We start from the raw sequence: 26,776 nt of genomic DNA, 5'->3' as shown, positions 1-26,776 counted from the left end.
GTTATATTTTTGCGTAATCTTCTTGTTTAACACTATCAAATTTTTCTAAAGACTCTATGTACTCAGCTACATATTCTTTATTCTCATGTCCTTCTTTAATCTGTTTCATTTTAGCTTGCTCACTTGCAGATTTCAATAATAATTTAACCTCTGCGATAGCGATTGATGGCAATACCCTTAAGAATAATAAGAATAAAGTAAAGAACAGACCAATTGAACCTACGAATACACTGATATCAACCCAGGTTGGATAGAACATTGCCCAGCTTGAAGGAATATAATCGCGGTGTAATGAAGTAACGATAATTACGAAACGCTCGAACCACATACCAATGTTTACTACGATAGAAAGGATCCAGGTAGCACGAATGCTTAAACGGATTTTCTTAAACCATAATAACTGTGGAGAGATTACGTTACAAGTCATCATCATCCAGTATGCCCACCAGTACGGACCGGTTGAACGGTTAACGAATGCATACGATTCATATTCAGAACCTGAATACCATGCGATGAAAAACTCAGTTAAATAAGCCACACCTACGATTGATCCGGTTAAGATGATGATTTTGTTCATCGACTCGATGTGGAACATGGTGATATAGTTCTCTAAACCCAATACTTTACGTGCAACCAATAATAAGGTTAATACCATCGCAAAGCCTGAGAAAATCGCACCCGCCACGAAGTATGGAGGGAAGATGGTAGTGTGCCATCCCGGAATTACCGATGTTGCAAAGTCCATTGATACAATGGTGTGTACCGAAAGTACAAGTGGTGTAGAGATACCGGCTAAGATTAACGACACCGCTTCGAAACGTTGCCATGTTTTAACACTTCCACTCCATCCAAAAGAGAAGATAGAATAGATTTTTCTACGTGTGCCCACTGCACGGTCGCGGATGGTAGCAATATCTGGCAATAAACCTGTGTACCAGAATAATAATGATACAGAGAAGTAGGTAGAGATTGCAAACATATCCCACACCAATGGTGAGTTAAAGTTTACCCAAAGTGAACCGAACTGGTTTGGCAAAGGTAATACCCAATAAGCTAACCATGGACGGCCCATGTGTGATACTACGTAAGTTGCGGCACAGATTACGGCGAAAATCGTCATCGCCTCTGCCGAACGGTTGATGGAGTTACGCCAGTTCTGACGGAAAAGTAATAGTACTGCCGAAATTAGTGTTCCGGCGTGACCGATACCTACCCACCATACGAAACCGGTGATATCCCAAGCCCAACCTACTGTTTTATTTAAGCCCCAAGAGCCGATACCATTCCAGAAGGTGTAGCTTACCGCAACCACCCAAAGTAAAGCGCCTAATGAAGCAAAGGTGAAACCAATCCACCAGGCTTTGTTTGGCTTATTTTCTACCGGCATCAGAATATCATCCGTAATTTTAGCATACGTGATATTATCGCCGGTAATTAATGGTTCTCTAAGTATTGATTCGTTATGTCCTGACATAATTTGTATTTTCTTTATGCTAAAGCTTACGCTTGTACTTTTGTATCTGTATTTCTAATCTTAGTCATATATCCGATACCTGGTTTCACATTGATTTCTTCTAATACGTAGTAGATACGCTCAGAACGTAATGCTTTTGAAACCTCTGAATTAGGATCGTTTGAATCACCAAATATGATTGCATTTGCTGAACAAGCTTCTTGACAAGCCATTTTAATATCGCCATCTTTTAATGGACGTTTTTCCATTTTAGCCTGTAATTTACCACCTTGTATGCGTTGGATACACATTGAGCATTTCTCCATAACACCACGTGAACGTGTAGTTACATCAGGGTTTAAAACCAATTGGGTAAACTCGTTATTTAAATAGTTATCGAAACGAGAATCGTTCCAGTAATTGAACCAGTTGAAACGACGAACTTTGTACGGACAGTTGTTTGCACAATAACGTGTACCTACGCAACGGTTGTAAGCCATGTGGTTTAAACCATCACTTGAGTGTACCGTAGCCAATACCGGACAAACGGTTTCGCAAGGTGCGTGATCACAGTGCTGGCACAACATTGGCTGGTGAACTACAGAAACATGATCTAAGTCTTCTAACTTGGCAATTTCTTTTTCTTTGGTTACATCACCCGTTGGTGTTTCGTAGCTATAGTAACGGTCGATACGGATCCAGTGCATTTCGCGGCGACGGCGAACCTCATCACGGCCTACAACAGGAATATTGTTTTCTACGTTACAGGCAACAATACAAGAACCACAACCTGTACAGGCATTCAAATCGATTGCCATTACCCAGTTGTTACCTGGTTTTTCGTATTGATCCCAAAGATCGTAATCTTTATGCTCGCCTTTTTCGTTACCAGCACCTGGATTTTTTAAGTACTCTTTAAAAGTAGCTTCTTTAATCACTGCACGGCCCTCGAAAGAGTGGTGAGTTTGTGTTTGTGCAAGCTCATAGTAACCGCCTGTTGGGGTAATGGTTACGTTTGTAGCATATTGCATGGTTCCGTTTACGAAAGTAACGAAAGGGAAAGCATTTTTACCCACATTGTTACCAGCTTTACCTGCTTTGGCACGGCCATAACCTACTGCAATAGATGCAGTTCCCTGTGCTTGTCCTGGCTGGATTAACACCGGAAGATCTACTGAATATCCGTTGCTTCCTTTAACAGATACAACATCAAATTCTTTAACTTTTAATTTCTCTGCAGTTTTAGGTGCAAGGGCAACAAAGTTATCCCAGGTTACTTTAGATACCGGATCAGGTAATTCCTGTAAGAATGCGTTGTTGGCATTTTTACCATCACGCATCGGTACGTTTTCGTAAACCTGTAATTCTAACTGATCGCCACCTTTAGCTAAAGCTTTGCTGCTATTGATAATCGAAGTAGCAACGGCATTTAATGATAAAGTGAAGCTATAAGCTGCAGGAGTTTTAGCTGTTGCAGAAACTACACCCTTCTCTAAAATGTCGTTCCATTTTAAGCCAATTGCAGGAAGCATTTTAGCCTCCCAGTTGCTGCGTACAAACTGATAGTAATCTTTAACAGGAGCATCAGCCCATGTTAATAAACTTTCTTCTGCCTGACGGCTGTTGAAAACCGGATTGATGGTTGGCTGTACGATAGAATAATATCCTTCGTAAGCATTTGCATCACCCCATGATTCTAAATAGTTGTGGTTAATAGCGATTGCATCACAAAGCGTTGCTGTTTCATCAGCACGGTCTGAGAATGAAATCTTTGCAGGTACTTTAGCCAGTGCATCAGTAAATGCTTTTGCATTTGCTGCATCGTAAGCAGGGTTACTGTTTAAGAATAAAACAGCACCAACTTCGCCACGGCTCATTTCGGCAACAAAACCGTTAAATTCGGCATCGTTACCTGCATATAAATAACAAGGGTTATCTAAATCGATGGTAGTACCATAACTACCGATAGCGGCGTTAATGGCATTTACCAAAATCTGAGTAGAAACATCGTTCGAACCGCAAACTACAAGGCCTTTACCTTTATTTTGCAATAATTCTTTAGCAGCTAATTTAATTACTTTATCGGCAGTGGTGTTGTTACCCAATGTTCCGCCAGGTAAAGCAGCACCGGTAATTGCATTGTATAAAGCAATTAACGCAGGACCTTCTTCCGATAATTTAACCGGAACACGGGTATCTGCATTGGTACCAGTTAAGCTCATTCCACTTTCGAACTGAATGTGGCGGCTCATTTTTTTATTTTCTAACGATTTATAGTTACGGTTAGCAGTGTATTGTGAAGTAAATTCTTCGCCACTGATCCACGTACCTAAGAAATCGGCGCTGAAACTTACAATTAAGTCAGCCTTATCAAAGTTATATTTTGGTAAAACTGCTTTACCGAAACTGTTCTGATTGGCCTGGATAATACCGGTATAAGAAACAGCATCATATTGTACCAGTTTAGCAGCAGGATATTTAGTCACAAACTGTGCAATTACTGCATTGGTTGACGGACTGTTTACTGTTGATGCTACAATACGGATTTTCTTTCCACCAGCTTGTGCTTTTGCCAGCTCACCTTTTACAAAGCTGTCGATTTTTGCCCAGGTAGTTTCTTCAACCTGTCCGCCTTTTACAGTTGCAGGTGCTTTTAGTTTAGATACATCGTATAAATCCAATACAGAAGCTTGCGCTCTTGCATCTGTACCGCAGTTAAACTGACCCGCATTTGGGTTTGGTTCAATTTTAATCGGGCGGCCTTCTCTTGTTTTAACTAAAATACTCTGGCCATTGAAGCTTGAAGTATAGAAGTTAGGAATACCCGGAGTTACTTCTTCAGGTTTTACCAGATAAGGAATTGATTTTTTTAACGGTGTACTTTGGCAGGCAGCTAATGTAACCGCACCTAAACCAAAACCTAACGCCTTTAAAAAGTCGCGGCGGGGGGTAACGGTACTTAACCCTGCTTCATTTAAAACATCTTCTATTGGAAGTGGCTCGGCGAATTCGTTTTTGTTATTCTTAACAAAATCGGGTGTATTGTTATACTCCTCTAAGCCTTTCCAGTATTTTTTATTGCTTTCCATTTAAGCTATATTACTGTTTATCGAACGTTCTTACTAAACTCTAATCTATTAATAGTGGCACTTACCACACTCTAAACCACCCAATAACGCTGGTGTGATTTTCTCGCCTTTTTTAATTTTCTCGTGCGCTTCGATAACCTTAGCGTAGAAAGCATTGTTTTTCTGACCAGAAATATCTGTTTCTTTATGGCAGTTAATACACCATTTCATGGTTAACGGAGAATATTGATAAATTTCTTCCATGGTATTAACCGGACCGTGACAAGCGAAACACACAGGCTCATTTGGTTGTAATCCTTTTGCTTTACGGATTGCATCTTCTGCAACAACTACGTGCTGAGAGTGATTGAAGTAAGCAAAATCAGGCAGATTGTGTACACGTACCCATTCCATTGGTTTTGATTTGCTTTCGTCGTATTTCTGTGTTTCAGGATCGTAACCTAAAGCACTGTAGATTTTTTTGATCTCAGGAGAAATCTCACCATCATATTTATCTCTTGCCTGTACAGCCTTGTGGCAGTTCATACAAACATTTAATGAAGGGATGGTTGCATTTTTAGATTTAAATGCTCCGTTGTGGCAATACTGACAATCGATCTGATTAATACCAGCGTGCAACTCGTGTGAGAATTTAATTGGCTGAACTGGCTGGTAACCGGTATGAACACCAGTATTCCACATGCCCATCCAACCGAATGAACCTAAACAGATGATCAGACACAAGATAAAGAACATTACGAACTTCTTGTTTTTGAACATTTTGCGCACACCAACTTTTAATGGCACATCTTCTTCGATCTCGATACCTTGTTTCTGCAGAATCAAACGCTCTAACAATTTAGAGGCACGACCTAAGATTACCAGGATTACGATAGCTAATACTACAATAGCTACGATACCCGCAATTGATAAACCTGAAGTAGAATCATCTTTTGGAGCAGCAGCTGCAGCAGCATCGCCAGTTGGTTTTGGCTCACCTTCTTTAATGTAGGCTAAGATATCTTTAACTTTCGTCTCATCTAACTCAGGGAAAGTAGTCATTGGTACTTTACCGTTATCGTTAAATAATTTAACAGCTGCAGGATCTCCGGCAGCAATCATAGCCGCGTTGTTCGGAATCCATTTTAACAGGAATGCTTCAGGGTGACGATCGCTTACTCCTTCTAATGCCGGGCCAACAACTTTGTGATCTAACGCATGGCACGAAGAACATTTTGCTTTGAAAAGCGTTCTTCCTTCTTTAGCATCCTGCGCATTTACGGTAGAAACCGCTATTACGGAAATTGCTGAAAATACGAATAACGACTTCCAAACGCTTTTTAAAATCATCGAGATATCTCTCATAATGAACACTTTATACTTATTTAATTTACTTTTTGTTGTGAAATTGATGCCTGAGCCCAGATAGCCCCACCAAAACTTGAACAAAAGTATAACTTATTAATAAATCCCATGACATAATAGTGACTGGAAATACAATTTATAATCATTCTAAACAAATGTCGTTTCAAGCCATTCAGGCCATAAAAATGCCCATTTTTGATACGATATCTCAAATGGGCATACCAGAAACCAATTTGGTTTATTAAAATGTTACGTTTATTGTTTTAATATCCAGGCAAACATTAACGGCGCAACAATTGTAGCATCACTTTCTACAATAAACTTTGGCGTATTAATATCCAGTTTACCCCAGGTAATTTTTTCGTTTGGCACTGCACCAGAATACGAGCCGTAAGAAGTAGTTGAATCAGAGATCTGGCAGAAGTAGCTCCAGAAAGGAATATTCTCCATTTCCATATCCTGATATAACATTGGTACCACACAGATCGGGAAATCGCCGGCAATACCACCACCAATCTGGAAGAAACCGATTCCTTTGCCCCCACTGTTTGCAATATACCAATCGGCCAGCCAGCCCATATATTCAATACCGCCTTTTACTGTAGTTGCGGTAAGTTCTTTTTTCATTACATAAGATGCAAAGATGTTACCCATGGTAGAATCTTCCCATCCTGGTACCACAATTGGCAAATTCTTTTCAGCCGCAGCCAACATCCATGAATTTTTAGGGTCGATTTCGTAATACTGCTCCAAATCGCCGCTTAAAAGCATTTTGTACATAAACTCATGCGGAAAATAACGTTCGCCCGCAGCTTCGGCATCCATCCAGATTTTGTGGATGTGCTTTTGCAAACGGCGGAAAGCCTCTTCTTCAGGGATACAGGTATCGGTAACGCGGTTGTAATGGTTTTCTAAAAGATCCCACTCATCCTGCGGACTTAAATCGCGGTAATTAGGTACACGTTTATAATGTGAGTGTGCAACCAGGTTCATAATATCCTCTTCAAGGTTGGCACCTGTACAAGAAATAATAGACACTTTATCCTGGCGGATCATCTCTGCAAGTGAAATACCCAATTCTGCAGTACTCATTGCGCCGGCAAGTGTGATCATCATTTTACCACCCTCATCTAAATGCGTTTCGTATCCTTTAGCCGCATCCATCATTGCCGCAGCATTAAAATGGAGATAATTACGCTCCATAAACTGAGATATTGGTCCTCTTGTATTGCTCATTTCGTTTTGTATTGTTTGCCGCAAAAATAGGCATTTAGGCCGAAAGGTGAAAGCGTAAAAGCGTTTGTGTTAGTCTACAGTCCAGAGTTGGCAGCCCTTAGTCAATTAAACTACGTAAATTCCATTCAGCGATCGTGATCCTGAGCGTAGTCGACGGATCTTTTTATTTGAAAAGCACCTGCAGTAGCATTTATTAAAGATAGTCCGGCTTTCTGGTACAAGTCCTCGGCTCGTGCCTCACCTGCGGGCTTTCCCCTACAATCCGGTTTAGGTGGCGGCTGGCATTGCTTCGAATCTTGGTGATCGTCATCCCGACTGAAGCGCAGTCCCGAATATTCGGGAGAAAGATTTATCTAGAAAGATTTCTCGGCTGCGTTGCACTCTGCTCTAAATAACGATGACTTTTGGAATTTGGGAATGAGCAATCGCCCGGCACAGTTAACCGGTTAAACAATATGCATTGCTGTCACCAATGAACAAATGACCATTAACTAATGAACTATTATTAAATTTCCTTTTCTTTGTGCCAATGAAAAAATATTATCTGATTATTTTACTTGCGCTCGTTTCGGGAAGTGCTTTTGCACAGATGAAACTGATCAGGAAAATGCTCTCAAACGAAAAAGATACTACCCGTAAAGCCAGTTTTTTGCCGCTTCCGGCTTTTGGCTATAGCCAGGAAACCGGGTTTGAATTTGGCGTTGGTGCCATTTACTCATTTTATATCGATCGTAAAGATACACTGAACCGAAGTTCCAATTTCGCACTCAACACGACCTACTCTACTAAAAAGACAGCTAATTTTATGCTGAAGGGAGATATGTGGACGAAAGGAAACAAATATCATTTTATCGGGGATATCCGTTTCAAAAACCAGCCCTTCAATTTTTATGGTATTGGTAACAACGCTAAAAAAATCGACGAGGACAAATTAGACCAAAGGGTTTTTAAAACACTTTTCGACGCAGAAATGAATACCCTGCCAAAAGCCTACACCGGTATTTCATTAGGTTTTGAGAATTACCATTTTATCGACAAGTTAGCAGGAGGCATTTACAGTACCAATCCGCAGATTTTAGATAAAGACGGTGGCTCGGTAGCCTGGATTGGTGCATCGCAGAGTTACGATACCCGCAACAGCAACAATTACCCAACAAAAGGTTTTTTCGGTCGTGCAACCTACCAATATGCTCCTGATTTTTTTGGAGGTGAAAGTTTTAATGGTTCGCAGATTAAGTTAGATCTTCGTGGTTTCTTTAGCCTGGCGCCAAAAGTGGTTTTAGGTGTGCAGGGAATCTACTATACTATTCAGAGCAAAAACACTCCGTTTTATTTATTACAGCAGTTGGGCAACGACCAGATGATGCGTGGCTACTACAGTGGCCGCTACCGCGACGAAAACCTGATGGCTGCTCAGGCCGAACTCCGCTACCGTTTTATGAATCGTTTTGGAATTGTAGCTTTTGCCGGTACGGGTAAAGTATTTGCTAACGGCCAGTTTAATGGAGATGGGCTGAAACCTAATTTTGGTGTAGGTGGTCGATACTTTTTCGATCCGGCCAAAGGTTTAAGTGTTCGCTTGGATTATGGTATAGGCGAAAAACTATCAAATGAAAAACGCCAGGCAGGGTTTTATATCAGTTTAGCGGAAGCGTTTTAGAAGGGATGGATGATGTAAGAGGGAAAAAGGATGATGGAGTATTTCTATCATCCAACTTTTCAGTCGTCCTGAGCGTAGTCGAAGGATCCTTAACCACAGATATATACATATAATGTTATTGCCACGGAGGCACTGAAACACGGAGAATATTTTGCTAATAATCATTCTGCCAAGTTTGTCATTCTGAACGCAGTGAAGAATCTTTAACCACAAATACACACGGATAAACACAGATAATATATTGCATAGGAGGCACAGAAAACGCGAGAATCTTTGCTAACAATCATTCAGCCAAGTTTGTCATTCTAAACGCAGTGAAGATTCTTTAACCACAAATACACACGGATCAACACAGATAATATATTGCATAGGAGGCACAGAAAACGCGAGAATCTTTGCTAACAATCATTCAGCCAAGTTTGTCATTCTGAACACAGTTAAGATTCTTTATCTACAGTCATCCCTATTCCATCTTACATCATCCGTTTTCCATCATTCCTAATTGCTCCTTTTCCGCTCCTCTTCATTACCGGGCTTCCGATCCGGCTGTTTAATTTTTTCATTACCGAAATTATAGCGGAAAGTAATCCGAAGTTGGCGGATATCATAATAATTATTGTATTCCTGCCTGATATTGTTAACTAAACTGTTATAACGGTATCGATTTGTTTTAAAAACATCGCTGGCAGTAATTGCCAATTGTATTTTTTTATGGAGTAATAAGGTTTTAATCCCCAGATCAAGATTATACTGACTTTTATTCTGGTTCAGCCCATCAACCGAAGGCAATTGATACCAGAAACTAGCTTCGCCTAAAATGGTTTTTGATTGATTAAACACAAACTGGTTAAGCGTAGAAAAATAAGCACCAAATCCGTTCAGGCTACTTACGGTTTGGGCGATGCCCGAATTTGATGCCGTATAAAAAACATCAAGCTGATTGATACTTTCCCAGCCTTTAACCGCATTAAACGTAATGGTATTATTCCATTGATAGTGATAGGCAGTTATAAAATTAACCGGTTTGATCGCCTGAATGTTCGTTGAAGCATCAATAAAATTAACATCATTAAATCCATTTGTAGTTTTACTAAAAAACAACGAGGCAGTATATATAGTATAGGTATAAGAAAGCTCGATGTTATCATTATAAGAAGGCTTTAAGAAAGGATTACCTTCTGCATAGGAAAACGGGTTACTGTACCAACGAAAGGGATTCAGTTTGCGATAAGCCGGCCGGTTAATGCGTCGGCCATAATTTACAGAAAAAGTATTTTTATCATTGGCATGATAGATCACGTAAAATGTAGGGAAAAGTAGCAAATAATTATCTTTATTCCGATCGTTAACTGAAATTCCATCAATCTGTGTATATTCACCTCTTAATCCGGCCTGAAAATCCCATTTTTTAATTGTTTTGTTCAAATTAACGTAAAGTGCCTGGGTATTTTCTTTGTAACTAAACAGATTGCTTTGTTGTGGATCTATTTCATATCCTTCATTACGTGCTTTGTAAAAAGCAAGATCACTCTGATTTTTGATAAAACCCAGCTTGGTACCAAAAGATAATTTAAAAGTTTTATAAGGTAAATCTACATCAGCTTTTAAAGTATATAAACCGATGTTTTGTTTACTGGTTGAGAGGTATTCGGCAAAGGAATTCGGAATTGTTATTCCGTTTTGAAAATAACTGGTATTATTAAAAAATCTGTCTTTATCATCTCTATAGGTAAACCAATCGCCATTAATAGTGAGTTGCTTTCCTGTCGAATCCAGAGATTGTTTTAAGTAAATATTTGCCGAATGGTAATGAGATTTAATTTTTGCATTCGCATCAGAATTCAATACAGAATCTAAACCATTGCTTTGATTATAAATTTTGGTTTTAATATTTTCTTCAGAATGGAAATTTGTCAGTCCGCCATTATACGATAAACCCAGCAATGTTTTTTTGGAAACCTGATAATCCATTCCGATCTGTCCACTGGGGACCGTTCTAAAATTCCGGTCTTTATTGACAATATTCCAGGTTTGCTCGGGATAAAAAACATTACTTTGCTCAAAAGGAACAATCGATCCTTTTCTGATATTGAAATTTGAAGAAAGTGTGATTTTGTTTTTCCGGTAATTCAAATTTCCACCAGCAGATGCAGTGAAATAGCTTGCCTGGGTTGCAGCTAAATTTACCGAACCTTTGAAACCTTCTGATGTAGTTTTTTTGAGTATAATATTAATTAAACCATTATTTCCCTGTGCATCATATCTGGCTGGCGGATTGGAAATGACTTCAATTCTGGCGATATTTTCTGAGGAAATGGACTTTAAATAATTCGAAAGCTCATCTGCCGATAAAGGCACCAATTTATCATTAATCATCACATTAGCCAGGCCTTTACCCACCAATGAAACTTTATCGTTCAACACCCGTACTCCAGGGACTTTTGAGAGTAGTTCTAATGCATCGGTTCCTATTGCAGAAATACTGTTTTCTACATTAAAAACGGCCAGATCGATCTTTTTCTCAATCAACGCTTTTTTAGCACTCACCTGAACATCGGCAAGGTGATGTTGATTTCCCTTGAGCTGAATATGAATTATGGTATCCTTTGTTAGCGTAAATATTTGGCTCATGCTTTCGAAATTAATTGCAGAAAAAACAACCGAATATTTACCTGGTAGTAGTTTAAATTGGTAAGTGCCTGTACTGTCGGTTTGGGTATAAAATATTTTATTTTGAGGCCCAGAAATTTTCACCGTAACAAATGGCAACGTTTTAAACTCCTGACCGGTTACCTTGCCCGAAAGCTGAAATTGGCCCTGTGATGATAAGACAGAAAAAAATGCAATCAGGAAGAAAAGAGATCTGAACATTTAGCGGTTTAAATCTGCTCCGTATAATTTAGCCTTTTGGGTTTTTAAATCAAAAAATAAGCTATCCGCCTTCACTTTATTATCTCCCGAGCCCATTGTTGCATCATTTACAAGTATCGTATTATTTTTTTTATTGTAAACAATCCTAGATCCCGATAACTTTATCTTATCATAGTACAGATTTGCATTTCCAAATAAAGATATGATAAGCCTGTCTTTACTTATTTTAACCGAATCTTTGGCAACATATTCTACCTTATTATTTAGCATTGCTAAAAAAGACTTCTCATGCTCAGCATCTCGTGTGCTGGCTCCTACATTCCCTTCAGCATTTTCTGCGCTGTAACTCCCTTTATTGAGGTCGAAAGTGAATAGTTTTGATTTGATTTGTCCTTTCCCATCCGAAGTTTTAAGAGTTGCATTTTTGGCGATTAATTTATTATTGGCCTGATCAAACTCTACATATTCTGCTTCTAATCTGTTATTTATAACGTCCATCACTGCATTTTCAAGATAAGAAATGTTATTCCTTACATCACCCCGCATTTTAGTATATGAAATGATTCTAGGTTTAATGATGTCCGTAACGATAGCCGGTTCATTTTTTACCAAACCAACTTTCTGTTTACCATCAGTTAAATAAAAACGATTGTAAAGCGCTTCATTTTTGATCAGATATTTTTTTTGTTCAGAATAAAGCACAATCATTTTATCAGTTGCGTAGGTATTTTTTGCCACCAGCTTTTCGCCGATAAATTTTACCAATACCCGGTCGCCTGCTTTAAAGTTATGATCCTTTATATTTTGGGCTTTAAGGTTTAGGCTAATCGTGAAGACACCATCATTCAAAACAATCTTTTGAATCTTATTATCACCATCTTTTTGTATGGATCTAATTTGAGATGATGCAGAACGGGCCTTATTCGCTTCGTACAAAAAAGCATGCTTTTCTATTTTTTGCTCATAAATTAAGCGTCCAGTTAAAGTAGTCACTTTTGTTGCATTATAGATCGGCCCGTTGGTTTCTGCAATAACTTTACCGTCTTTATCCAATTTTTTCATATTAAAGCCGCTACCTGATAAATAAGCAATCAGTTCATCGCCAACTTTAATTTTTTCTTTAAAAGTAGTGGCTTCAACCGGATAAACCTTCCCATCCGATAATAAATAGAATGTATAAATATCTATAGCTTCTTTTTTAATATCAATAACTTTTCCTTTCAATATTCCTTTATAAAAATCGGGAGAAGGCTTGTTTTCTGCTTTTATATGTTGTGCATAAACTACCTGTACAGCAAACATCCAAACCAGGCTCAAAGCAACGGGTAACACCAATAAATAAACTAACTTTTTCATATTCTTAGATTTGGAATTAAACAACATTTTAATGCGGTCTTTAACCGGGCTTTTCACAAAATTGTGGATCAGTGGCATATTGCTTTTGGTTATCGCCAGTTTTAACAAGAGGCTGGCATAAGCCTGATTACCCAAATCCGCTGAAGTCATTTCGTCAGCTTCGTATTCGTGCACTTGTTCTAAAGCTTTATCGTACAGGTAAATAATGGGATTAAACCATAAAATTGATTTAAAAACCATCAGCATTATCTTATCTACAGAGTGGAATTGCCTGGCATGCACCTGCTCATGTTTAAGCAGCACTGTTAAATCGGTATTGCTTAAAGCCTTTTCATCAATAAAAACGTAATTAAAAAAAGAGCAGTTGGTAAAACCTTCATTTTTATTGATCAACTTTAAGCCATCTCCATTTTTGGTGTACTTACCGGTATATTTTAGTAATTTAAACAAACTCCATAAGCAAACCAGCAGCAATAGCGAAGCCGTAATGCCATAAACGCCATACATCAGCATCATCCAGTCAATTTTAGGGCTTACTTCTGGCTGATATTCAACCATAATGGGTTGAATAAGTTGTACAGGATCTGTAGAAACTGGCTTTATTTCGGGTACATTGGCCGAAACTTCGGTATCTGTTGCCACTATTTCCCGTTTAATTTCAAATTGCAAAACCGGAATGATAAAACTCAGCAACAAAGTACCCAACAGGTAAAAGCGGTTGATTTTAAAGAAAGTTAGCTTTTTTAAAAACAACATATAAAAACCAAAAAACAATGCCGTACAGGCGGTAACTTTAAGCAGGTAAGTTAATCCTTCCATAATTTTAATTAATTAGCTTCCGCGTTTTGAGAATTGCACAAAGCCATCCAGAATCAGGTTGGAAATTTTACGGATATTTTTTTCCTGACTGATGTAACCCAGTGTTTTCGCATCCGAAATATTTCCCATTTCAATTACAATGGCTGGCACATTAGATTCTCTTAATAGAAAAAGATTTCCGTTTTTTAAGGAATCCCTTACTGCAAAATCTTTTAACTGCCTTAGTTTATTTAAAATACCGCTACCAAGCGCTTCATTAGTACTGATCTTTGGATTAAGTTTAGAAACATAAACTTCTATCCCACCAAAGGGTGCTGCTTCATTTGGCTGCGTTACATTATGGTGGATGGAAATAAATGCTGTAGCCTCTTGCTTTGGTAAACGCTCACTTAAGGTTAAATACTCGTCGTCTTTTCTGGTTAATACTATTTTTATCCCTCTTTTAACGGCTTCTTCGGCCAGTATTTTTACGGCTCTTAAGTTAAGGTCCTTTTCTTTTTGTCCGTCAAACGCAGTTGAGGCATCATCTTTACCACCATGCCCGGCATCAATAATCAATACCGGGTCTGCTTCTTTAAAAGCAGAACTTGCATTTACGTTCACTTTGGTATTGCTGTTTAAGTATTTCCGGGTATGCACATCAGGCTTTTCGGGCGCCTCCACAGAGGATAAATTCTGAATTAACGTTTTCTCTACCAACACTTCTTTACGGTTTACAAATGCCATACAGCAAATCATTAGCACAGGAAGAATGGCCAGATAAACAAGCTTTTGAAACTTTACATTTGGTTGTTTGTACAACATCATAATTCTGTTTTTTAATGGAAGTTTACTGAAACTATTTACCACTAAAGTTTTAGCAGGCATGGCCAGGTTTAAAAGCAGTGAAGCATACGCTTTTTTATCAGCAAACCGGGTTGTTTCCCGATCGGCCAAAAATTCGTGGTTATGATCGATTGCGTTACGCCAGAAATAAATAATCGGGTTAAACCAAAGTATAGCGGTTATTAAATTCACCAAAAGTTTATCAACGGCATGCAATTGCCCCACATGTACTGATTCGTGCTTGATAACCAGGTTCCTTTGGTCAGTTTTCAGCGAAGAATCGACAATTATCCGGTTAAAAAAAGTACAGTTTTTTATGGCTGATTTCTCGTCGACCAAAATAACTGCACCATCTTTATTTACAACATGTTTTCGCAATTGGACCTGAATGCGCGCAACCATAAAAAGCATCCTGAATACAAGAGCGATTAAAACGAAGAAATAACCATACGCGAGCAATTTTTCCCGGTTTATGCTGCTGTTTACTACATTTCTTCCACCCTCATTGTCCTGCTCTACCAAACCATTGTCACTGTATTTTACTTTTAATGGAATCTCCTGATTGGCTGCCACCACTTCATGCCGACTTTCGATAGTAACGGCCGGAATACTAAAACTCACCACCAGCATCAATAATAAATAAGCACGGTTAAGGTTAAAAAAAGTGAGTTTGGCTAATAAAAATTGATAAACCGCAAAAAATATCAGCGTACAGGCAGAAACCTTTAACAGGTAGATTAAAATCATGACTTTGAATTTTGGTTAATGATTTTTTGAATTTCTTCTATATCTTTTTCGCTCAGCTTTTCTTCTTTTACCATGAAGGATAAAAGACTGCCTGGAGAGTTATCAAAATAGCCCGAGAATAATTTGGAGAAAGTGGTTTTGGCGTATTCATCTTTACTAATAGCCGGAAAATACTCGTAGGTTTTACCATAAGCTTTGTAATTAACGTAACCTTTCTTCTCCAAAAGCCTAACGATTGATGAAATGGTATTATAAGGAGGTTTAGGTTCGTCATCCAGCTCATCGATAATGTCTTTTACAAATGCTTTTTGCAGTTTCCATAAAACCTGCATAATACGCTCTTCTGCTTTGGTTAATTCTTCCATAATCAAATCTATAACTTATTTTTCAGTTTTACAACTATAAAATAAGTTACATTACTGAAAAATCAGTTTAAAAATATAATTAACTGATTATTAAATAGATAAAATATTCGTAAGTAAAAAAAATACTAATTAGGATGAAAGAGGGATTTATCTAATGCTCTCTCTGCTCCGTTGCATTCCGGCTGAGATTGACGGATTGAGGAATAGCGGTTCGCTCAGATGAGCTCAGGTGGTGTCAAAAAAAGATATTATGGTATTAGATGATTTTAAAGATCCTTTACTGCGTTCAGGATGACAAAAAAGGGTAGCTTTAAATTTCCCCCACTCCGTTGAACTTCGGTCGAGATGGTGAAACGTCTATTAATTTGGAAATGAATGTACAGTGGTTCCTGGCAATTGTAGTCCTGCCATTCGCTTTACTTCGTGTTCGCTGCTGTCAGGTTTATAATGAATGGTCTGCTCCAAGCAAGGTGCCAAAGGAGCCTAACTATTGTTAATAAACCCGATTGAAGTGGTAGCTGCCAGCTTCACGCCGGCACTACAAACGAAAAGCGGGACTGAAGACCGCCAAATCAACAGAATCGTTCATTTTCAAAAAAAATGTTGTGCTTAACAGGTTACAGATGCTTCGTACCTCTGCATGACAGCTAGGGAAACCACTTGGATGCGCTCAGATGGTCAAAAAAGAAATTATGGTATTGGATGATTTTAAAGATTCTTCACTACGTTCAGGATGACAAAAAAGGGTGCGCACTAGATCTCTCCACTCCGTTGCACTTCGGTCGATATGACGGATTGAGGGGATCGCTTATTTACTCAAACCTGCAATGGCATTGATGGTTAAAGCCACAATTACGGTATTAAAAATAAACGCAATTAAACTATGTAAAAGCGAAAGTCTCCTCAACTTCCGGTCTGAAATTTCTACATCCGATACCTGAAAAGTCATGCCCAGTACAAATGAAAAATAAGCAAAATCGATAAAATCAGGCTCATCATCACCGGGAAATTCCAGTCCCGAGCCTTTTTTTTCTGTATTACCATCCTTATCGTCGCCATAATAGAGGTGCGCATAACGCATGCTAAAAGTAGTATGCACCAAAAACCAGGATAAAAACATGCCCGCAATGGCGACCACTAAATCAATCGGTTCGATATCTTTATTGATGAGCAGTAAAACTACTGCAAGCAAGCCTGCAAAGGTTGAAACCAGCACAATGGCAAAAATCTCGCCACGGGTTTCATCCTGCATCCTGGCCTTAAGATGTGTTTCGGCTGCCGAGGTATGAAAAAACATATACCAATGAAGACTGATCAGGATTAAACAAAATACATCCCAACCTAACATGATATGTGCCAGCACACTCATTTTAATAAAAAGCGAAACCAGGTAAACAGCAATCCCCGAAAACAGACTGATCAGCAAAATGAATAAGGCCGATCTTTTTTGAATACCCTCTAATTTCGGTTCAACTTTCATGTTTAAAATTTAAGCTTAAAGTGTTCTTTTACCTGTCCTTTTTTAAAATAAGCCAACCCGATCCAGAACAAATCTACTGTTACAGTAACTTCAGGATGGTTTTTAATTTCTGTCCAGGCTTCTTTCATGCCTTCGCTCCAATAAATATCGTCAAAAATTAGCAGCGAATTTTCATTAACTTTTGGCAGGCACCATTTAAAATAATTCAGGGTAGCATCTTTACGGTGGTTTCCATCAATATAAACGAAATCCAAACTGGGTTGTTTAGCAATAATATCAGGTAAAATCAGGTCGAAATTACCTACATGAAGTTCGATATTATCAAGTTTTAAATCCTCAAAGTTCTTTTTTGCTACTTCAGCGGTTTGCGGACAGCCTTCTATGGTAATAATTTCAGTTTGCAGGCTTGTTTTGGCCAGATACGCGGTAGTAATTCCTAAACAGGTGCCCAGCTCTATTGCACTTTCAGGTTTGGTATTTTTAGCCAAACGGTAAATCAGTTTAGCCAAACGCGGACTTTTTAACGCATTTTTCGCAATCTGACTAACCTTTTTTGTACGGTTTTTATTCAGGTGAGAACCTGCCCCGAGGTCGGTAACGGTGATTATCGAATCGTCATTAAAAAGTTTTTTTCGCTGTTCTTCTATATTTTTGTATTCAGGTTTGTCGGTAAAATCGTAAATTACCTCATCAGCTAGCTTGTACACGAATGGCGAATGCGTTCCATGTCGGCTTTTTGCTGTTAAACGGTGTTTAAGGTAATCTGTAATAAATTGAAATAGCATAATATTGCAAAAGTAATTAAACGCCGCAAACGTATGTATGTTTTATGGAAAATAACGCAGAGATAAGTGCTTTAGTAAAATTATTGGATGATCCTGATGAGGAAGTGTTCCAGCATGTGGAGAAAAAACTGCTGGAATATGGCGGCTCTGTTGTCCATTTCTTAGAAAATGCCTGGGAACAATCTTTCGACGGGCTGTTACAGGAACGTATTGAGAATATTGTTCATCAGATTCAGTTTAAAACGGTTAAAGAAGATTTAAATTTATGGTATTTAAGCGGTGCCTTTGATTTATTGCAGGGTGCATTGATTATTAACCGCTATCAATACCCTGATCTTGACGAACAGAAAGTAATTAACCAGATCGAAGAAATTAAGCGTGATATCTGGCTTGGACTGCAATATGAAATGAGTTCGGTTGAAAAGGTGAAACTGATTAACCATGTGCTTTATCAGCAATATGGCTTTGGAGGGAACACTAAAAACCACCACGATCCGCAAAATTCTTATTTAAACCAGGTATTGGAAAGTAAAAAAGGCAACCAGATTTCGCTGGCCATTATCTATTCTACGCTGGCTCAAAAACTGGATCTTCCTGTTTATGGCATTAATTTGCCGCAGCATTTTATTTTAGGCTATATAGACGATAGCAAACAGGAAGGAAATGAATATGGAGTGCTTTTTTACATCAATGCTTTTAACCGTGGTAATATTTTCGGTAAGCACGATGTGGATCAGTTTTTACGCCAGCTTAATTTAGAAGCCCTGCCCGAATATTACAGGCCTTGCAGCAATACCGACATTATCCGTCGCGTGATTAGAAACCTGATTTCGGCTTACGAAAATGCGGGAGCGACCGATAAAGTTGCTGAATTGAATGAATTGCAGGATATTATTGCCGAAAAATAGTTTATCTAAACCTCATGCATAAAAGAAAGCCTGCCACTCCAACTGTTTTGTTCTGCATTGCAGCCATTATCTCATTATCATTTTTGAGTATCCAAGCTAAAGCTCAAAAAACAGTTAAACCGAATGTTATTGCTTATTATACAGGGCAGAATTCGGTAATCGATAGCTTTCCCATCGAAAAATTAAGTCATTTGATTTATAGTTTCGGGCATTTGAAGGGCGATAGTTTAAATATTAAATCGGCTAAGGATTCGGCTTTAATTAGCAAAATGGTTGCCTTAAAGCAACGGAATCCTGATTTGAAGGTGATGATTGCACTTGGCGGATGGAGTGGCTGCGCGCCATGTTCGGAAGTTTTTAGCAGGGCTGGCGGACGAAAAACTTTTGCCAAAACCACCAAAGAAATTCTTGATTTTTTTCATGCAGACGGTATCGATCTCGATTGGGAATACCCTGCGGTGATGGGTTATCCCGGGCACAGGTACACAATTGATGACAAGCACAATTTCACGTTACTGGTTAAAGAACTGCGAAAAAAACTGGGTAAAAAGGCTGAAATCAGTTTTGCAGCAGGCGGCACAAAAAACTGCATCGACTCCTGTTTCGAATGGGATAAGGTAATGCCACTGGTTAACAGGGTAAATTTAATGAGTTACGATCTGGTAAGTGGTTATGCGGTTAAAAGTGGTCACCACTCACCTTTATATGCCACTACTGAACAAGACTTATCGGGCGATTTTGGAGTAAAAGCTTTAATTAAATTAGGTGTTCCTGCACAAAAAATAGCCCTGGGCGCAGCTTTTTATGCACGTATTTTCGAAAACACTACCGATGCTAACCAGGGTTTATATCAGCCCACAAAATTCATCAGCGGGGTTTCTTATAAAAACTTTAAAAAACAGTTTTCGAGTGTAAACGGCTATAGCTATTACTGGGATGAAACTGCCCAGGCACCGTATTATTATAATCCTCAAACAAAATACCTCGCCACTTTTGATGATCCAAAATCCATATCTCTAAAAACAAGGTATGTGATTGATCAAAAGCTAAACGGCATTATGTTTTGGGAGCTTACTGATGATGCTTATACTGATGGTTTATTGGATGTGATTGACCAAACCATCAAAAAATTATAATTTGCTGCCAAAAGTTACTACCCAGTAATTTTGCGCCATCCCTGCTCCTGCTTCTGTGCTTTTAGCATCCATCATCGCTTTGCAGTGACTTACACTATTTTTCCAGGCGGCAATTACCTGATCGGCCTGACTGTATCCTTTAGCTAAATTTTCTGCCCGGAAATCGCCTGTATAACCAGCATTTAATGTCCTTTCTTCCGGCGTACCCCCTTCAGGAGATAAATGATCAAAATAGTTTCGCTGCGCCATATCATTAGCATGGGTATTTGCAGCATTTTGTAATTGGTTATTTAGTGATAAATCAGGTACTGGTGGCATATATGTTGTACCACAATTACATCCGCTTTGCCTTAATGTGTTAATTTTACTAATCACCAAATTAATATCCTGCTCTGGTAAAGCCAATTCGTCCTTTTTACATTGCACCAGTAAAATAAAGAGCCACATAGCAGCGAATATGCCGAGGTATTTTTTCATATTTTATTTATACTAAAGAAGGAGGCAACTGCAAAGTTACCTCCCCAACATGAACATTGAATTTTATAAATTAAAAGGCCCTTTCTCTGCCCATATAAACATTTTTACCGGTGTAAAGCGTATTACCAGAAGGGCCGGGAGAACCACTATCACCTTCCATTTGCATGTTGATGATGAGCCACATGGGTTTATTTACCGAATTGCTCATGGTATGTTTAGCTACCCAAACATTATCGATATAATAATGACAGTCTACATCGGTCGCGCTTACTTTATTGTACCAGCATTTGTAATTGTGGTATGAGCCTGCATTAGATACTTGGGTAAGTTTATTCTCCCAGCCACCATCGTAAGTATTCTGCCAATTGGTGTTATTGCCTTTAAACTCCATAATATCGCTCTCAGGTGGCCACGAATTAACACCTGTAATCCAGAAAGCAGGCCAGGTTCCTTTAGTTGTTGGCACAGCGAAATCGCCGGAAATGGTGTAACTGGGAAACTGATCGTTAATAAGCACCTGCTGTTTTGCATAACAGGCACCAGAATTATACCATATGGCTACATTGGTAAAGCCATTGGCTGTACTGTTTCCCGGTGAGGAAGCTAAACGTGTAGCTTTGATGGTAAGTACCCCGTCACTTAACGAAATCTGGTTATGGTTTGTAGTACTCCCCACCATACGTGCAGAACCGTTATGATCGGTACCCCATGGGTAATTGTAATTCCATTGTGCCTCGAAAGCACTATAACTGGCCAGCGAGTTACCATCAATTAATGTTTCCCAGGCTTTAACCTGCCCATTTTCTGATTTAACCCCTCCATTATCTTTTTTGCAAGATAAAAGGGTTAAAAATGCGCATGCAATTAGCATACACCACATTTTTTCATTTCTCATTTTTCTTTGAATTAGGTAAATATTTGGTTAATTGTAATGGGTAGCCATTGACCGGCAAATCAAATAAAATGCATAAACGCCTGAAAATCATTATTAATAAATCAGGTTGATATGTTTTTCATAAAATTGGTTAGATCAAGTGCATGGCAAACGGTTTCGAAACGACATTACTGTAAGCAAATATAGACATAGACTTGCCCAGAAATGAGGGGCTAAATCGTAAAATATGAGTGGTAAAATGAGCTTTTTAATCAGTCAGGTATATGAATAATTTAAAAAAACTGATTAAAACAAAAGCCTGATCATGGTTTATGATCAGGCTTTCTAATACTTTTAAAACCTTAATTACAAGTATAATTTAAAGTGTATTTTGCGTTATAAGTTTCAGTTGTAGAAGGTGCGCCAGTGGGGTAAAAGGTAGAAACATTTGAAAAGTTAAGTGAACTGGCATTACCCTTTGCATCATATTGCGAAGTGAAAGTGATTACATCATCACTAAATGGTTTACCATCCTGATCAACAGTTTTAGATACACTTTTGATGAGTACATTTTTTGATTGTTTGCCGAAATATCCTCCTGGAAAATAATCAACATGATATGAAAGCGGATCGGAGATTTCGTAAGTATTAACGGCAATATCGTTGGAATAGGAATAGATAGTAGTTTCAGTAAAGCGCAGATCTGCACTAACTGATACAGCTTTTACTAAATTCCCATTTGCGTAAGTTAAATTATCAGTTGTACTCAGATCGCCATTCAAATAATTCTTTACCTGAACAAGGTAACCATCACTATTATAGCTATATTTTCTGGTATCATCATAATAAACACCCCCAACTTTAATTATTCCCGCACTTCCACTCGATACGGCTCTTCCATTTTCCAGCACAATTTCGGCCATGTAACCACTCTCATCAACTGCAGTAATTTTGCTGGCAGAATAGGTATAAGTGTTTGTTTCAGGCCCCGTGGTTGCTTTCGATATCCGCCCTAAAGCATCGTAAGCAAAAGTGATGGTATAACTGCCCAAAAAATCCAGATCGGCCTTTAAGGTAGTGAGCTTACAACCGTTGCCTTTAGCAACCAGCTGTTCGTTATAATTAATTTCTTTTTTACAACCGGCTATGGTTATGATGGCTACAAAGGCTACCATAGCATACTTAATTGTGTTTTGCATCGAGATTTCTGGTTAAGAGGTTAAAATATCCGTAAAGATATTAAAATTTCTCTTTTTTCAACCAGTCAGCCAGCAAGTTAAACCAGTCTACATCCGATGTTTTGTTAATTAAACCAAAACCGTGACCACCTTTTTCATAAAGATAAATATCGGTATCCACGCCTTGTTTTTTTAATGCTTCGTTCATCAAAACACTATTTTCGTAAGGAACCGTCTTATCATCTTTTGCATGTACAAAAAACGTTGGGGGCGTTTTTTTAGTTACATTTTTATTGGCAGAAAAATAGTGTTTAAGGTTTTCAGGTGGATTTGGTCCCAATAAATTTTTCATCGTCCCGGTATGTACCGATTCTTCAAAGCTGATTACCGGGTAAATTAATGCACCAAAATTTGGTTTTAGGTTTATCTTTTCGGGATCAGCAATTTTAAGATCGTTATAATGCGTAATTAAAGTTGATGCAAAATGACCGCCTGCAGAAAAGCCCATAATGCCGATTTTATTGGCTTTGATCCCGTACTTTTTAGCATTCTTCCTGATGAGGTAAATGGCTTGCTGCGCATCTTGCAAAGGGCCATAGGTTTTATTCTCCATAATGGCATCGCTAGGTAAACGGTACTTTAACACAAAAGCCGTTATACCGATGGCATTGAATCTTTTGGCCACATCGGTCCCTTCGTGACTAAAAGCGAGGGCACCATAGCCTCCACCCGGACAAATAATTACTGCGGTTCCGGTAGCGATATTTTTAGGCGCTTCGAAAACAGTAAATGTAGGAACAGATACTTTGGTAACACTTAAAGTACCATTTGACCGTACTTCGGTATTTTCTAAATAATCAGCAGGAGTTGGTTTGGCACCAGGAATTTCTGCCTGATATAAGGGCACGATTTCCTGGGCATTTGCACTAATGGAATAAAGAAACATTATTGAAATTAGAAAAAGCTTATTCATAACTATAAATGACTTGGATTAATACATTTTAAAGATTTAACTTTTGCAAAGTCTTTATCATTATCTGCAATCAGTATAAGGTTATTAACCAAACAAGTTGCAGCTATTAATGCATCAGGAAGTTTTAGATTGTATGTTTTTCTAATCCTGATTGTCTCGGAAATAATCCCATTTTCCAGGCCTAAAATGGTTGAAATTGATACAAATTTTTGATACACAATAATGTCATCTGGATTTATTGGATTCCATACCTGCAATTCTATTTCTGAAATAAATGATAGTACGGGTTCTACATCTACAACATCATCGATATATTTCAAACCTTTTGGAGAGAAGCTTCCATTTAAATATTTTATTGCAGCCGATGTATCAATTAAATATCGCTCTGCCATTCCCCACGCAAATCATTTAACTGCGCATCAATAGCTTCAGCATTCATCCTGTTTTTAATTTGATTGCGGAGTTCAGAAGTTTTAACATCGTTTTTAATCACCCTAATAAGATGCAATTCTTCCAATTCCTTTAAAAGTTTATAAGCTTTTTGGTTAGTTAATTCTATAATCAATGTATCCATAAATCTGGCATTAATAAAGCTCCGTTTTACTCAAATATACAAAATTTACAATCAATTAATCTGAAGATGCCACTTAAAACTCCATTAAATATGCCTTTAAAAAATCGTTGATATCACCATTTAAAACCGCATCAGGGTTGGAAGTTTGATAATTGGTGCGATGATCTTTCACCCGCCTGTCATCCAGCACATAACTCCTGATCTGCGAGCCCCACTCAATTTTCTTTTTCGATCCTTCTATCAGTGCAGTTGCTTCATTGCGCTTACGTTCTTCGATTTCGTATAACTGCGATTTTAATAAACGGATGGCATTTTCTTTATTCTGCAACTGCGATCTCGACTCCTGGTTTTTTATGATAATACCCGATGGTTTGTGGTATAAACGTACGGCAGTTTCAACCTTATTTACGTTTTGTCCACCGGCACCACCAGCTCTAAAAGTTTCGAATTCTATATCTCCAGGGTTGATATCGATCTCTATCGTATCATCTACCAAAGGATAAACATATACCGAAGCAAAAGAAGTATGCCTGCGGGCGTTCGAATCGAATGGAGAAATACGTACCAAACGGTGCACCCCGTTTTCGCCTTTAAGGTAGCCGTAAGAAAAATCGCCATCAAACTGAAGCGTTACCGATTTTATACCCGCAACCTCCCCTTCCTGACTATCTTGCTCGGTGATTTTGTAGCCGTTTTTCTCGCCCCACATCATGTACATGCGCATGAGCATGTAAGCCCAGTCGCAGCTTTCTGTTCCACCGGCACCTGCGGTAATCTGTAGCACAGCCGAAAGCTGGTCTTCTTTGTTGCGCAGCATATTTTTGAGTTCCAGCTCTTCTACAGCGGTTTTGCCGATTTCGAACTGGTCTTTCAATTCTGCTTCCGATGCATCGCCTGATTGGAAAAACTCAAACATCACAGCGGTATCTTCAACTGCATTATGGGTTTGATTAAAACCTTCCGTCCATTTTTTCTTTGAACTGATTTCGGCAAGAATTTTTTCTGCTTTTTTTGGATCGTCCCAGAAATCGGGCGCCATTGTTAATTTTTCTTCTTCGCGTATGGCGTAAAGTAGCTCATCAACGTCAAAGATACCTCCTCAGCGACGTTACTCTGTCCCTTAAATCCTGAATTTGTTCTTTGGTCATGGAGCAAATATATAAAATCGCTTTGAGCATAGCGCATGTCGGAAAGCAATTTCAGTTAAAACTGCTTTGCTAACCATTTTATTCTCATTAATAATCCATCAGGAACTATGACTAATAAACCACCTTATTTCTTCATCCCCATATAATCCAAGGTTAAATTCGACAATAACTTAACCCCCAATACAAACCCGCTTTCATCAAGGTAAAAATCCGGCGTATGGTGCGATGGTGCTTTTAATGGATCTTTTCCTTTTGGCATTCCACCTAAAAACACAAATAAACCAGGCACTTTTTCCTGAAAGAAAGAGAAATCTTCTGCTCCTGTTACGGGTGGTTTTAATTTAACATGATCTTTACCTGCGGTAGCTTGCATACCTGGCAGCATTTTTTCGGTTAGGGCGATATTATTAAAGGTAACGGGATAATGATTGCTGTATGGAATTTTAATTTCAGCCGTTGCACCGCCGGCTTCGGCTGTTTTGGTTACAATGGTTTTAATACGCTCTATAAACATCGCCTCATCCTCTTTGCTAAAATTCCGAACCGTACCCAGCATCTCTACCTTTTCAGGGATAATGTTCGACCTTACGCCACCATTAATGGCTCCAATGGTAACCACACCGGGGTTTTCAGTTACGTTTAGGTTCCGGCTGACGATGGTTTGCAGGTTATTGATTATCTGCGCAGAAATTACCACCGGATCGATGCTGCTCCATGGGTAAGCACCATGCGCTTGCCTGCCGGTAACTGTAATTTTCATATCGTTTACCGCAGCCATGGTACCGCCCGGACGGTAAGTTACCTCACCAACCTCTGTTTGAGAGTTGATGTGCAAACCAAAAATTACATCTACTTTAGGATTTTCTAATACACCTTCTTTGATCATTAGAGCGGCACCGCCTTCCTCTCCTGCCGGAACACCTTCTTCAGCAGGCTGAAAAATGAATTTCACTGTTCCCTGGATATCTTTTTGCATTGATGCCAGTACCTCAGCTACGCCCATTAAAATAGCCACGTGGCTATCATGTCCGCAGGCGTGCATTACACCAACTTCTTGTCCGTTATATTGTGTTTTTACTTTTGAAGCAAATGGAACATCTACCCTTTCGGTAACGGGAAGTCCGTCCATATCGGCACGAAGCGCTACAACCGGGCCGGGTTTACCACCTTTCAAAATCCCAACCACACCAGTTTTGGCTACACCTGTAGTTACTTTTATGCCTAATGATTGAAGATGTTTTGCAATAATGCCTGCTGTTCTTACTTCTGTATTGCCCAATTCGGGATGCTCATGAAAATCGCGCCTCCAGGTAATTACTTTCTGTTCGATGGCATCGGCTTTTTTTGAAACCAGTGGTCTTAAATCTGATTTTTGAGCAAAGGCATTTAATCCCAGCAGGGAAAAACCGATCAGGTATATTTTCTTCATAAAATGGTAGTTTAGTTTAGGTGCCCTAATCTAAACAATTTTGAGGAGA

Annotated in this window: 21 protein-coding genes; 3 read left to right on the top strand and 18 right to left on the bottom strand. The window is 38.7% G+C overall.

The genetic code is table 11. From position 1 onward, the window contains the following. Position 1: 1 nt before the first annotated feature. The 4 genes from nrfD to ACTJKC_RS17515 all read right to left on the bottom strand — a co-directional run bounded on the left by nrfD (position 2) and on the right by ACTJKC_RS17515 (position 7,122). Positions 2-1,474 (bottom strand): NrfD/PsrC family molybdoenzyme membrane anchor subunit, encoded by a 1,473-nt coding sequence (gene nrfD / locus ACTJKC_RS17530; protein WP_344852574.1) that lies wholly within the window; start codon positions 1,472-1,474, stop codon positions 2-4. A gap of 26 nt (positions 1,475-1,500) precedes the next feature. Further along, positions 1,501-4,542, bottom strand: coding sequence for a TAT-variant-translocated molybdopterin oxidoreductase (locus ACTJKC_RS17525; protein WP_440793912.1), 3,042 nt, complete (start codon positions 4,540-4,542; stop codon positions 1,501-1,503). Between the two features lie 48 nt (positions 4,543-4,590). Next, on the bottom strand, positions 4,591-5,886 hold the full coding sequence (locus ACTJKC_RS17520) for a c-type cytochrome (protein ID WP_344852572.1): 1,296 nt from the start codon (positions 5,884-5,886) through the stop codon (positions 4,591-4,593). 255 nt (positions 5,887-6,141) lie between these two features. Next, positions 6,142-7,122: a deoxyhypusine synthase family protein gene (locus tag ACTJKC_RS17515; RefSeq protein WP_344852571.1), complete on the bottom strand. Its 981-nt coding sequence runs from the start codon at positions 7,120-7,122 to the stop codon at positions 6,142-6,144. Positions 7,123-7,651: 529 nt separating this feature from the next. Here ACTJKC_RS17515 and ACTJKC_RS17510 point away from each other — a divergent pair. Then, a complete protein-coding gene (locus tag ACTJKC_RS17510) occupies positions 7,652-8,782 on the top strand; it encodes a BamA/TamA family outer membrane protein (RefSeq protein WP_440793910.1) in 1,131 nt (376 codons plus the stop codon). Between the two features lie 498 nt (positions 8,783-9,280). Here ACTJKC_RS17510 and ACTJKC_RS17505 read toward each other — a convergent pair whose 3' ends face one another. The 6 genes from ACTJKC_RS17505 to ACTJKC_RS17480 form a co-directional block, all read right to left on the bottom strand. Further along, entirely contained in the window at positions 9,281-11,653 is a 2,373-nt protein-coding gene (locus tag ACTJKC_RS17505) for a TonB-dependent receptor domain-containing protein (protein WP_440793908.1), read from the bottom strand. Further along, entirely contained in the window at positions 11,654-13,828 is a 2,175-nt protein-coding gene (locus ACTJKC_RS17500; protein ID WP_440793906.1) for a M56 family metallopeptidase, read from the bottom strand. A gap of 12 nt (positions 13,829-13,840) precedes the next feature. Continuing rightward, a complete protein-coding gene (locus tag ACTJKC_RS17495; protein ID WP_440793904.1) occupies positions 13,841-15,400 on the bottom strand; it encodes an N-acetylmuramoyl-L-alanine amidase in 1,560 nt (519 codons plus the stop codon). Then, a complete protein-coding gene (locus ACTJKC_RS17490) occupies positions 15,397-15,765 on the bottom strand; it encodes a BlaI/MecI/CopY family transcriptional regulator (protein WP_344852567.1) in 369 nt (122 codons plus the stop codon). The genes ACTJKC_RS17495 and ACTJKC_RS17490 overlap by 4 nt, the downstream gene beginning before the upstream one ends. 808 nt (positions 15,766-16,573) lie before the next feature. Continuing rightward, positions 16,574-17,245, bottom strand: a complete 672-nt coding sequence (locus ACTJKC_RS17485) for a DUF1345 domain-containing protein (RefSeq protein ID WP_440793902.1) — start codon at positions 17,243-17,245, stop codon at positions 16,574-16,576. 2 nt (positions 17,246-17,247) lie between these two features. Further along, entirely contained in the window at positions 17,248-18,030 is a 783-nt protein-coding gene (locus ACTJKC_RS17480; RefSeq protein ID WP_440793900.1) for an O-methyltransferase, read from the bottom strand. A 44-nt stretch (positions 18,031-18,074) separates the two neighbouring features. Between ACTJKC_RS17480 and ACTJKC_RS17475 the strand changes: the two genes are divergently transcribed. Further along, entirely contained in the window at positions 18,075-18,938 is an 864-nt protein-coding gene (locus ACTJKC_RS17475) for a transglutaminase-like domain-containing protein (RefSeq protein WP_440793898.1), read from the top strand. 14 nt (positions 18,939-18,952) lie between these two features. Beyond that, a complete protein-coding gene (locus tag ACTJKC_RS17470) occupies positions 18,953-20,074 on the top strand; it encodes a glycoside hydrolase family 18 protein (protein WP_440793896.1) in 1,122 nt (373 codons plus the stop codon). Here the strand turns inward: ACTJKC_RS17470 and ACTJKC_RS17465 are convergent. The 8 genes from ACTJKC_RS17465 to ACTJKC_RS17430 form a co-directional block, all read right to left on the bottom strand. Then, positions 20,069-20,551, bottom strand: coding sequence for a CAP domain-containing protein (locus tag ACTJKC_RS17465; protein WP_440793894.1), 483 nt, complete (start codon positions 20,549-20,551; stop codon positions 20,069-20,071). The genes ACTJKC_RS17470 and ACTJKC_RS17465 overlap by 6 nt on opposite strands. A gap of 70 nt (positions 20,552-20,621) precedes the next feature. Then, the gene (locus ACTJKC_RS17460) at positions 20,622-21,446 is read right to left on the bottom strand and encodes a glycoside hydrolase family 16 protein (protein WP_440793892.1); all 825 of its coding nucleotides are present in this window, start codon (positions 21,444-21,446) and stop codon (positions 20,622-20,624) included. A 341-nt stretch (positions 21,447-21,787) separates the two neighbouring features. Further along, entirely contained in the window at positions 21,788-22,624 is an 837-nt protein-coding gene (locus ACTJKC_RS17455) for a hypothetical protein (RefSeq protein ID WP_440793890.1), read from the bottom strand. A gap of 40 nt (positions 22,625-22,664) precedes the next feature. After that, positions 22,665-23,549: an alpha/beta hydrolase gene (locus ACTJKC_RS17450; RefSeq protein WP_440793888.1), complete on the bottom strand. Its 885-nt coding sequence runs from the start codon at positions 23,547-23,549 to the stop codon at positions 22,665-22,667. Between the two features lie 29 nt (positions 23,550-23,578). Next, positions 23,579-23,968: a type II toxin-antitoxin system VapC family toxin gene (locus tag ACTJKC_RS17445; RefSeq protein ID WP_440793886.1), complete on the bottom strand. Its 390-nt coding sequence runs from the start codon at positions 23,966-23,968 to the stop codon at positions 23,579-23,581. Continuing rightward, complete coding sequence (locus tag ACTJKC_RS17440) at positions 23,950-24,150, bottom strand: hypothetical protein (protein ID WP_440793884.1); 201 nt, start codon at positions 24,148-24,150, stop codon at positions 23,950-23,952. Before ACTJKC_RS17440 ends, ACTJKC_RS17445 begins: the two co-directional genes overlap by 19 nt. 73 nt (positions 24,151-24,223) lie before the next feature. Next, positions 24,224-25,298 (bottom strand): peptide chain release factor 2 gene (prfB, locus tag ACTJKC_RS17435; RefSeq protein WP_440793882.1). Its coding sequence is split into 2 segments (ribosomal slippage): positions 24,224-25,237 and positions 25,239-25,298, totalling 1,074 coding nucleotides; the frame shifts between segments, so codons are not numbered across the junction. A gap of 124 nt (positions 25,299-25,422) precedes the next feature. Further along, positions 25,423-26,727 carry an amidohydrolase gene (locus tag ACTJKC_RS17430; protein ID WP_440793880.1) on the bottom strand — a complete coding sequence of 435 codons (1,305 nt, stop codon included), beginning with the start codon at positions 26,725-26,727 and terminating at the stop codon, positions 25,423-25,425. Between the last annotated feature and the right edge of the window lie 49 nt (positions 26,728-26,776).

The organism is Pedobacter sp. 22226 (assembly GCF_052045455.1).
Lineage (GTDB): Bacteria > Bacteroidota > Bacteroidia > Sphingobacteriales > Sphingobacteriaceae > Pedobacter > Pedobacter jeongneungensis.
Note: the sequence above shows the minus strand (reverse complement) of the source record. Positions and strands in the feature narration are given on the sequence as shown.

What these genes read in the sequence shown, in the direction of transcription:
- ACTJKC_RS17475 (WP_440793898.1), top strand. Translation starts at nt 18,075, where the DNA reads ATGGAAAATAACGCAGAGATAAGTGCTTTAGTAAAATTATTGGATGAT.
- ACTJKC_RS17525 (WP_440793912.1), bottom strand. Translation starts at nt 4,542, where the DNA reads ATGGAAAGCAATAAAAAATACTGGAAAGGCTTAGAGGAGTATAACAAT.
- ACTJKC_RS17450 (WP_440793888.1), bottom strand. Translation starts at nt 23,549, where the DNA reads ATGTTTCTTTATTCCATTAGTGCAAATGCCCAGGAAATCGTGCCCTTA.
- ACTJKC_RS17465 (WP_440793894.1), bottom strand. Translation starts at nt 20,551, where the DNA reads ATGAAAAAATACCTCGGCATATTCGCTGCTATGTGGCTCTTTATTTTA.
- ACTJKC_RS17470 (WP_440793896.1), top strand. Translation starts at nt 18,953, where the DNA reads ATGCATAAAAGAAAGCCTGCCACTCCAACTGTTTTGTTCTGCATTGCA.
- ACTJKC_RS17480 (WP_440793900.1), bottom strand. Translation starts at nt 18,030, where the DNA reads ATGCTATTTCAATTTATTACAGATTACCTTAAACACCGTTTAACAGCA.
- ACTJKC_RS17430 (WP_440793880.1), bottom strand. Translation starts at nt 26,727, where the DNA reads ATGAAGAAAATATACCTGATCGGTTTTTCCCTGCTGGGATTAAATGCC.
- ACTJKC_RS17455 (WP_440793890.1), bottom strand. Translation starts at nt 22,624, where the DNA reads ATGCAAAACACAATTAAGTATGCTATGGTAGCCTTTGTAGCCATCATA.
- ACTJKC_RS17505 (WP_440793908.1), bottom strand. Translation starts at nt 11,653, where the DNA reads ATGTTCAGATCTCTTTTCTTCCTGATTGCATTTTTTTCTGTCTTATCA.
- ACTJKC_RS17445 (WP_440793886.1), bottom strand. Translation starts at nt 23,968, where the DNA reads ATGGCAGAGCGATATTTAATTGATACATCGGCTGCAATAAAATATTTA.
- ACTJKC_RS17460 (WP_440793892.1), bottom strand. Translation starts at nt 21,446, where the DNA reads ATGAGAAATGAAAAAATGTGGTGTATGCTAATTGCATGCGCATTTTTA.
- ACTJKC_RS17510 (WP_440793910.1), top strand. Translation starts at nt 7,652, where the DNA reads ATGAAAAAATATTATCTGATTATTTTACTTGCGCTCGTTTCGGGAAGT.
- ACTJKC_RS17520 (WP_344852572.1), bottom strand. Translation starts at nt 5,886, where the DNA reads ATGAGAGATATCTCGATGATTTTAAAAAGCGTTTGGAAGTCGTTATTC.
- ACTJKC_RS17440 (WP_440793884.1), bottom strand. Translation starts at nt 24,150, where the DNA reads ATGGATACATTGATTATAGAATTAACTAACCAAAAAGCTTATAAACTT.
- ACTJKC_RS17515 (WP_344852571.1), bottom strand. Translation starts at nt 7,122, where the DNA reads ATGAGCAATACAAGAGGACCAATATCTCAGTTTATGGAGCGTAATTAT.
- ACTJKC_RS17490 (WP_344852567.1), bottom strand. Translation starts at nt 15,765, where the DNA reads ATGGAAGAATTAACCAAAGCAGAAGAGCGTATTATGCAGGTTTTATGG.
- ACTJKC_RS17500 (WP_440793906.1), bottom strand. Translation starts at nt 13,828, where the DNA reads ATGGAAGGATTAACTTACCTGCTTAAAGTTACCGCCTGTACGGCATTG.
- ACTJKC_RS17495 (WP_440793904.1), bottom strand. Translation starts at nt 15,400, where the DNA reads ATGATTTTAATCTACCTGTTAAAGGTTTCTGCCTGTACGCTGATATTT.
- nrfD (WP_344852574.1), bottom strand. Translation starts at nt 1,474, where the DNA reads ATGTCAGGACATAACGAATCAATACTTAGAGAACCATTAATTACCGGC.
- ACTJKC_RS17485 (WP_440793902.1), bottom strand. Translation starts at nt 17,245, where the DNA reads ATGAAAGTTGAACCGAAATTAGAGGGTATTCAAAAAAGATCGGCCTTA.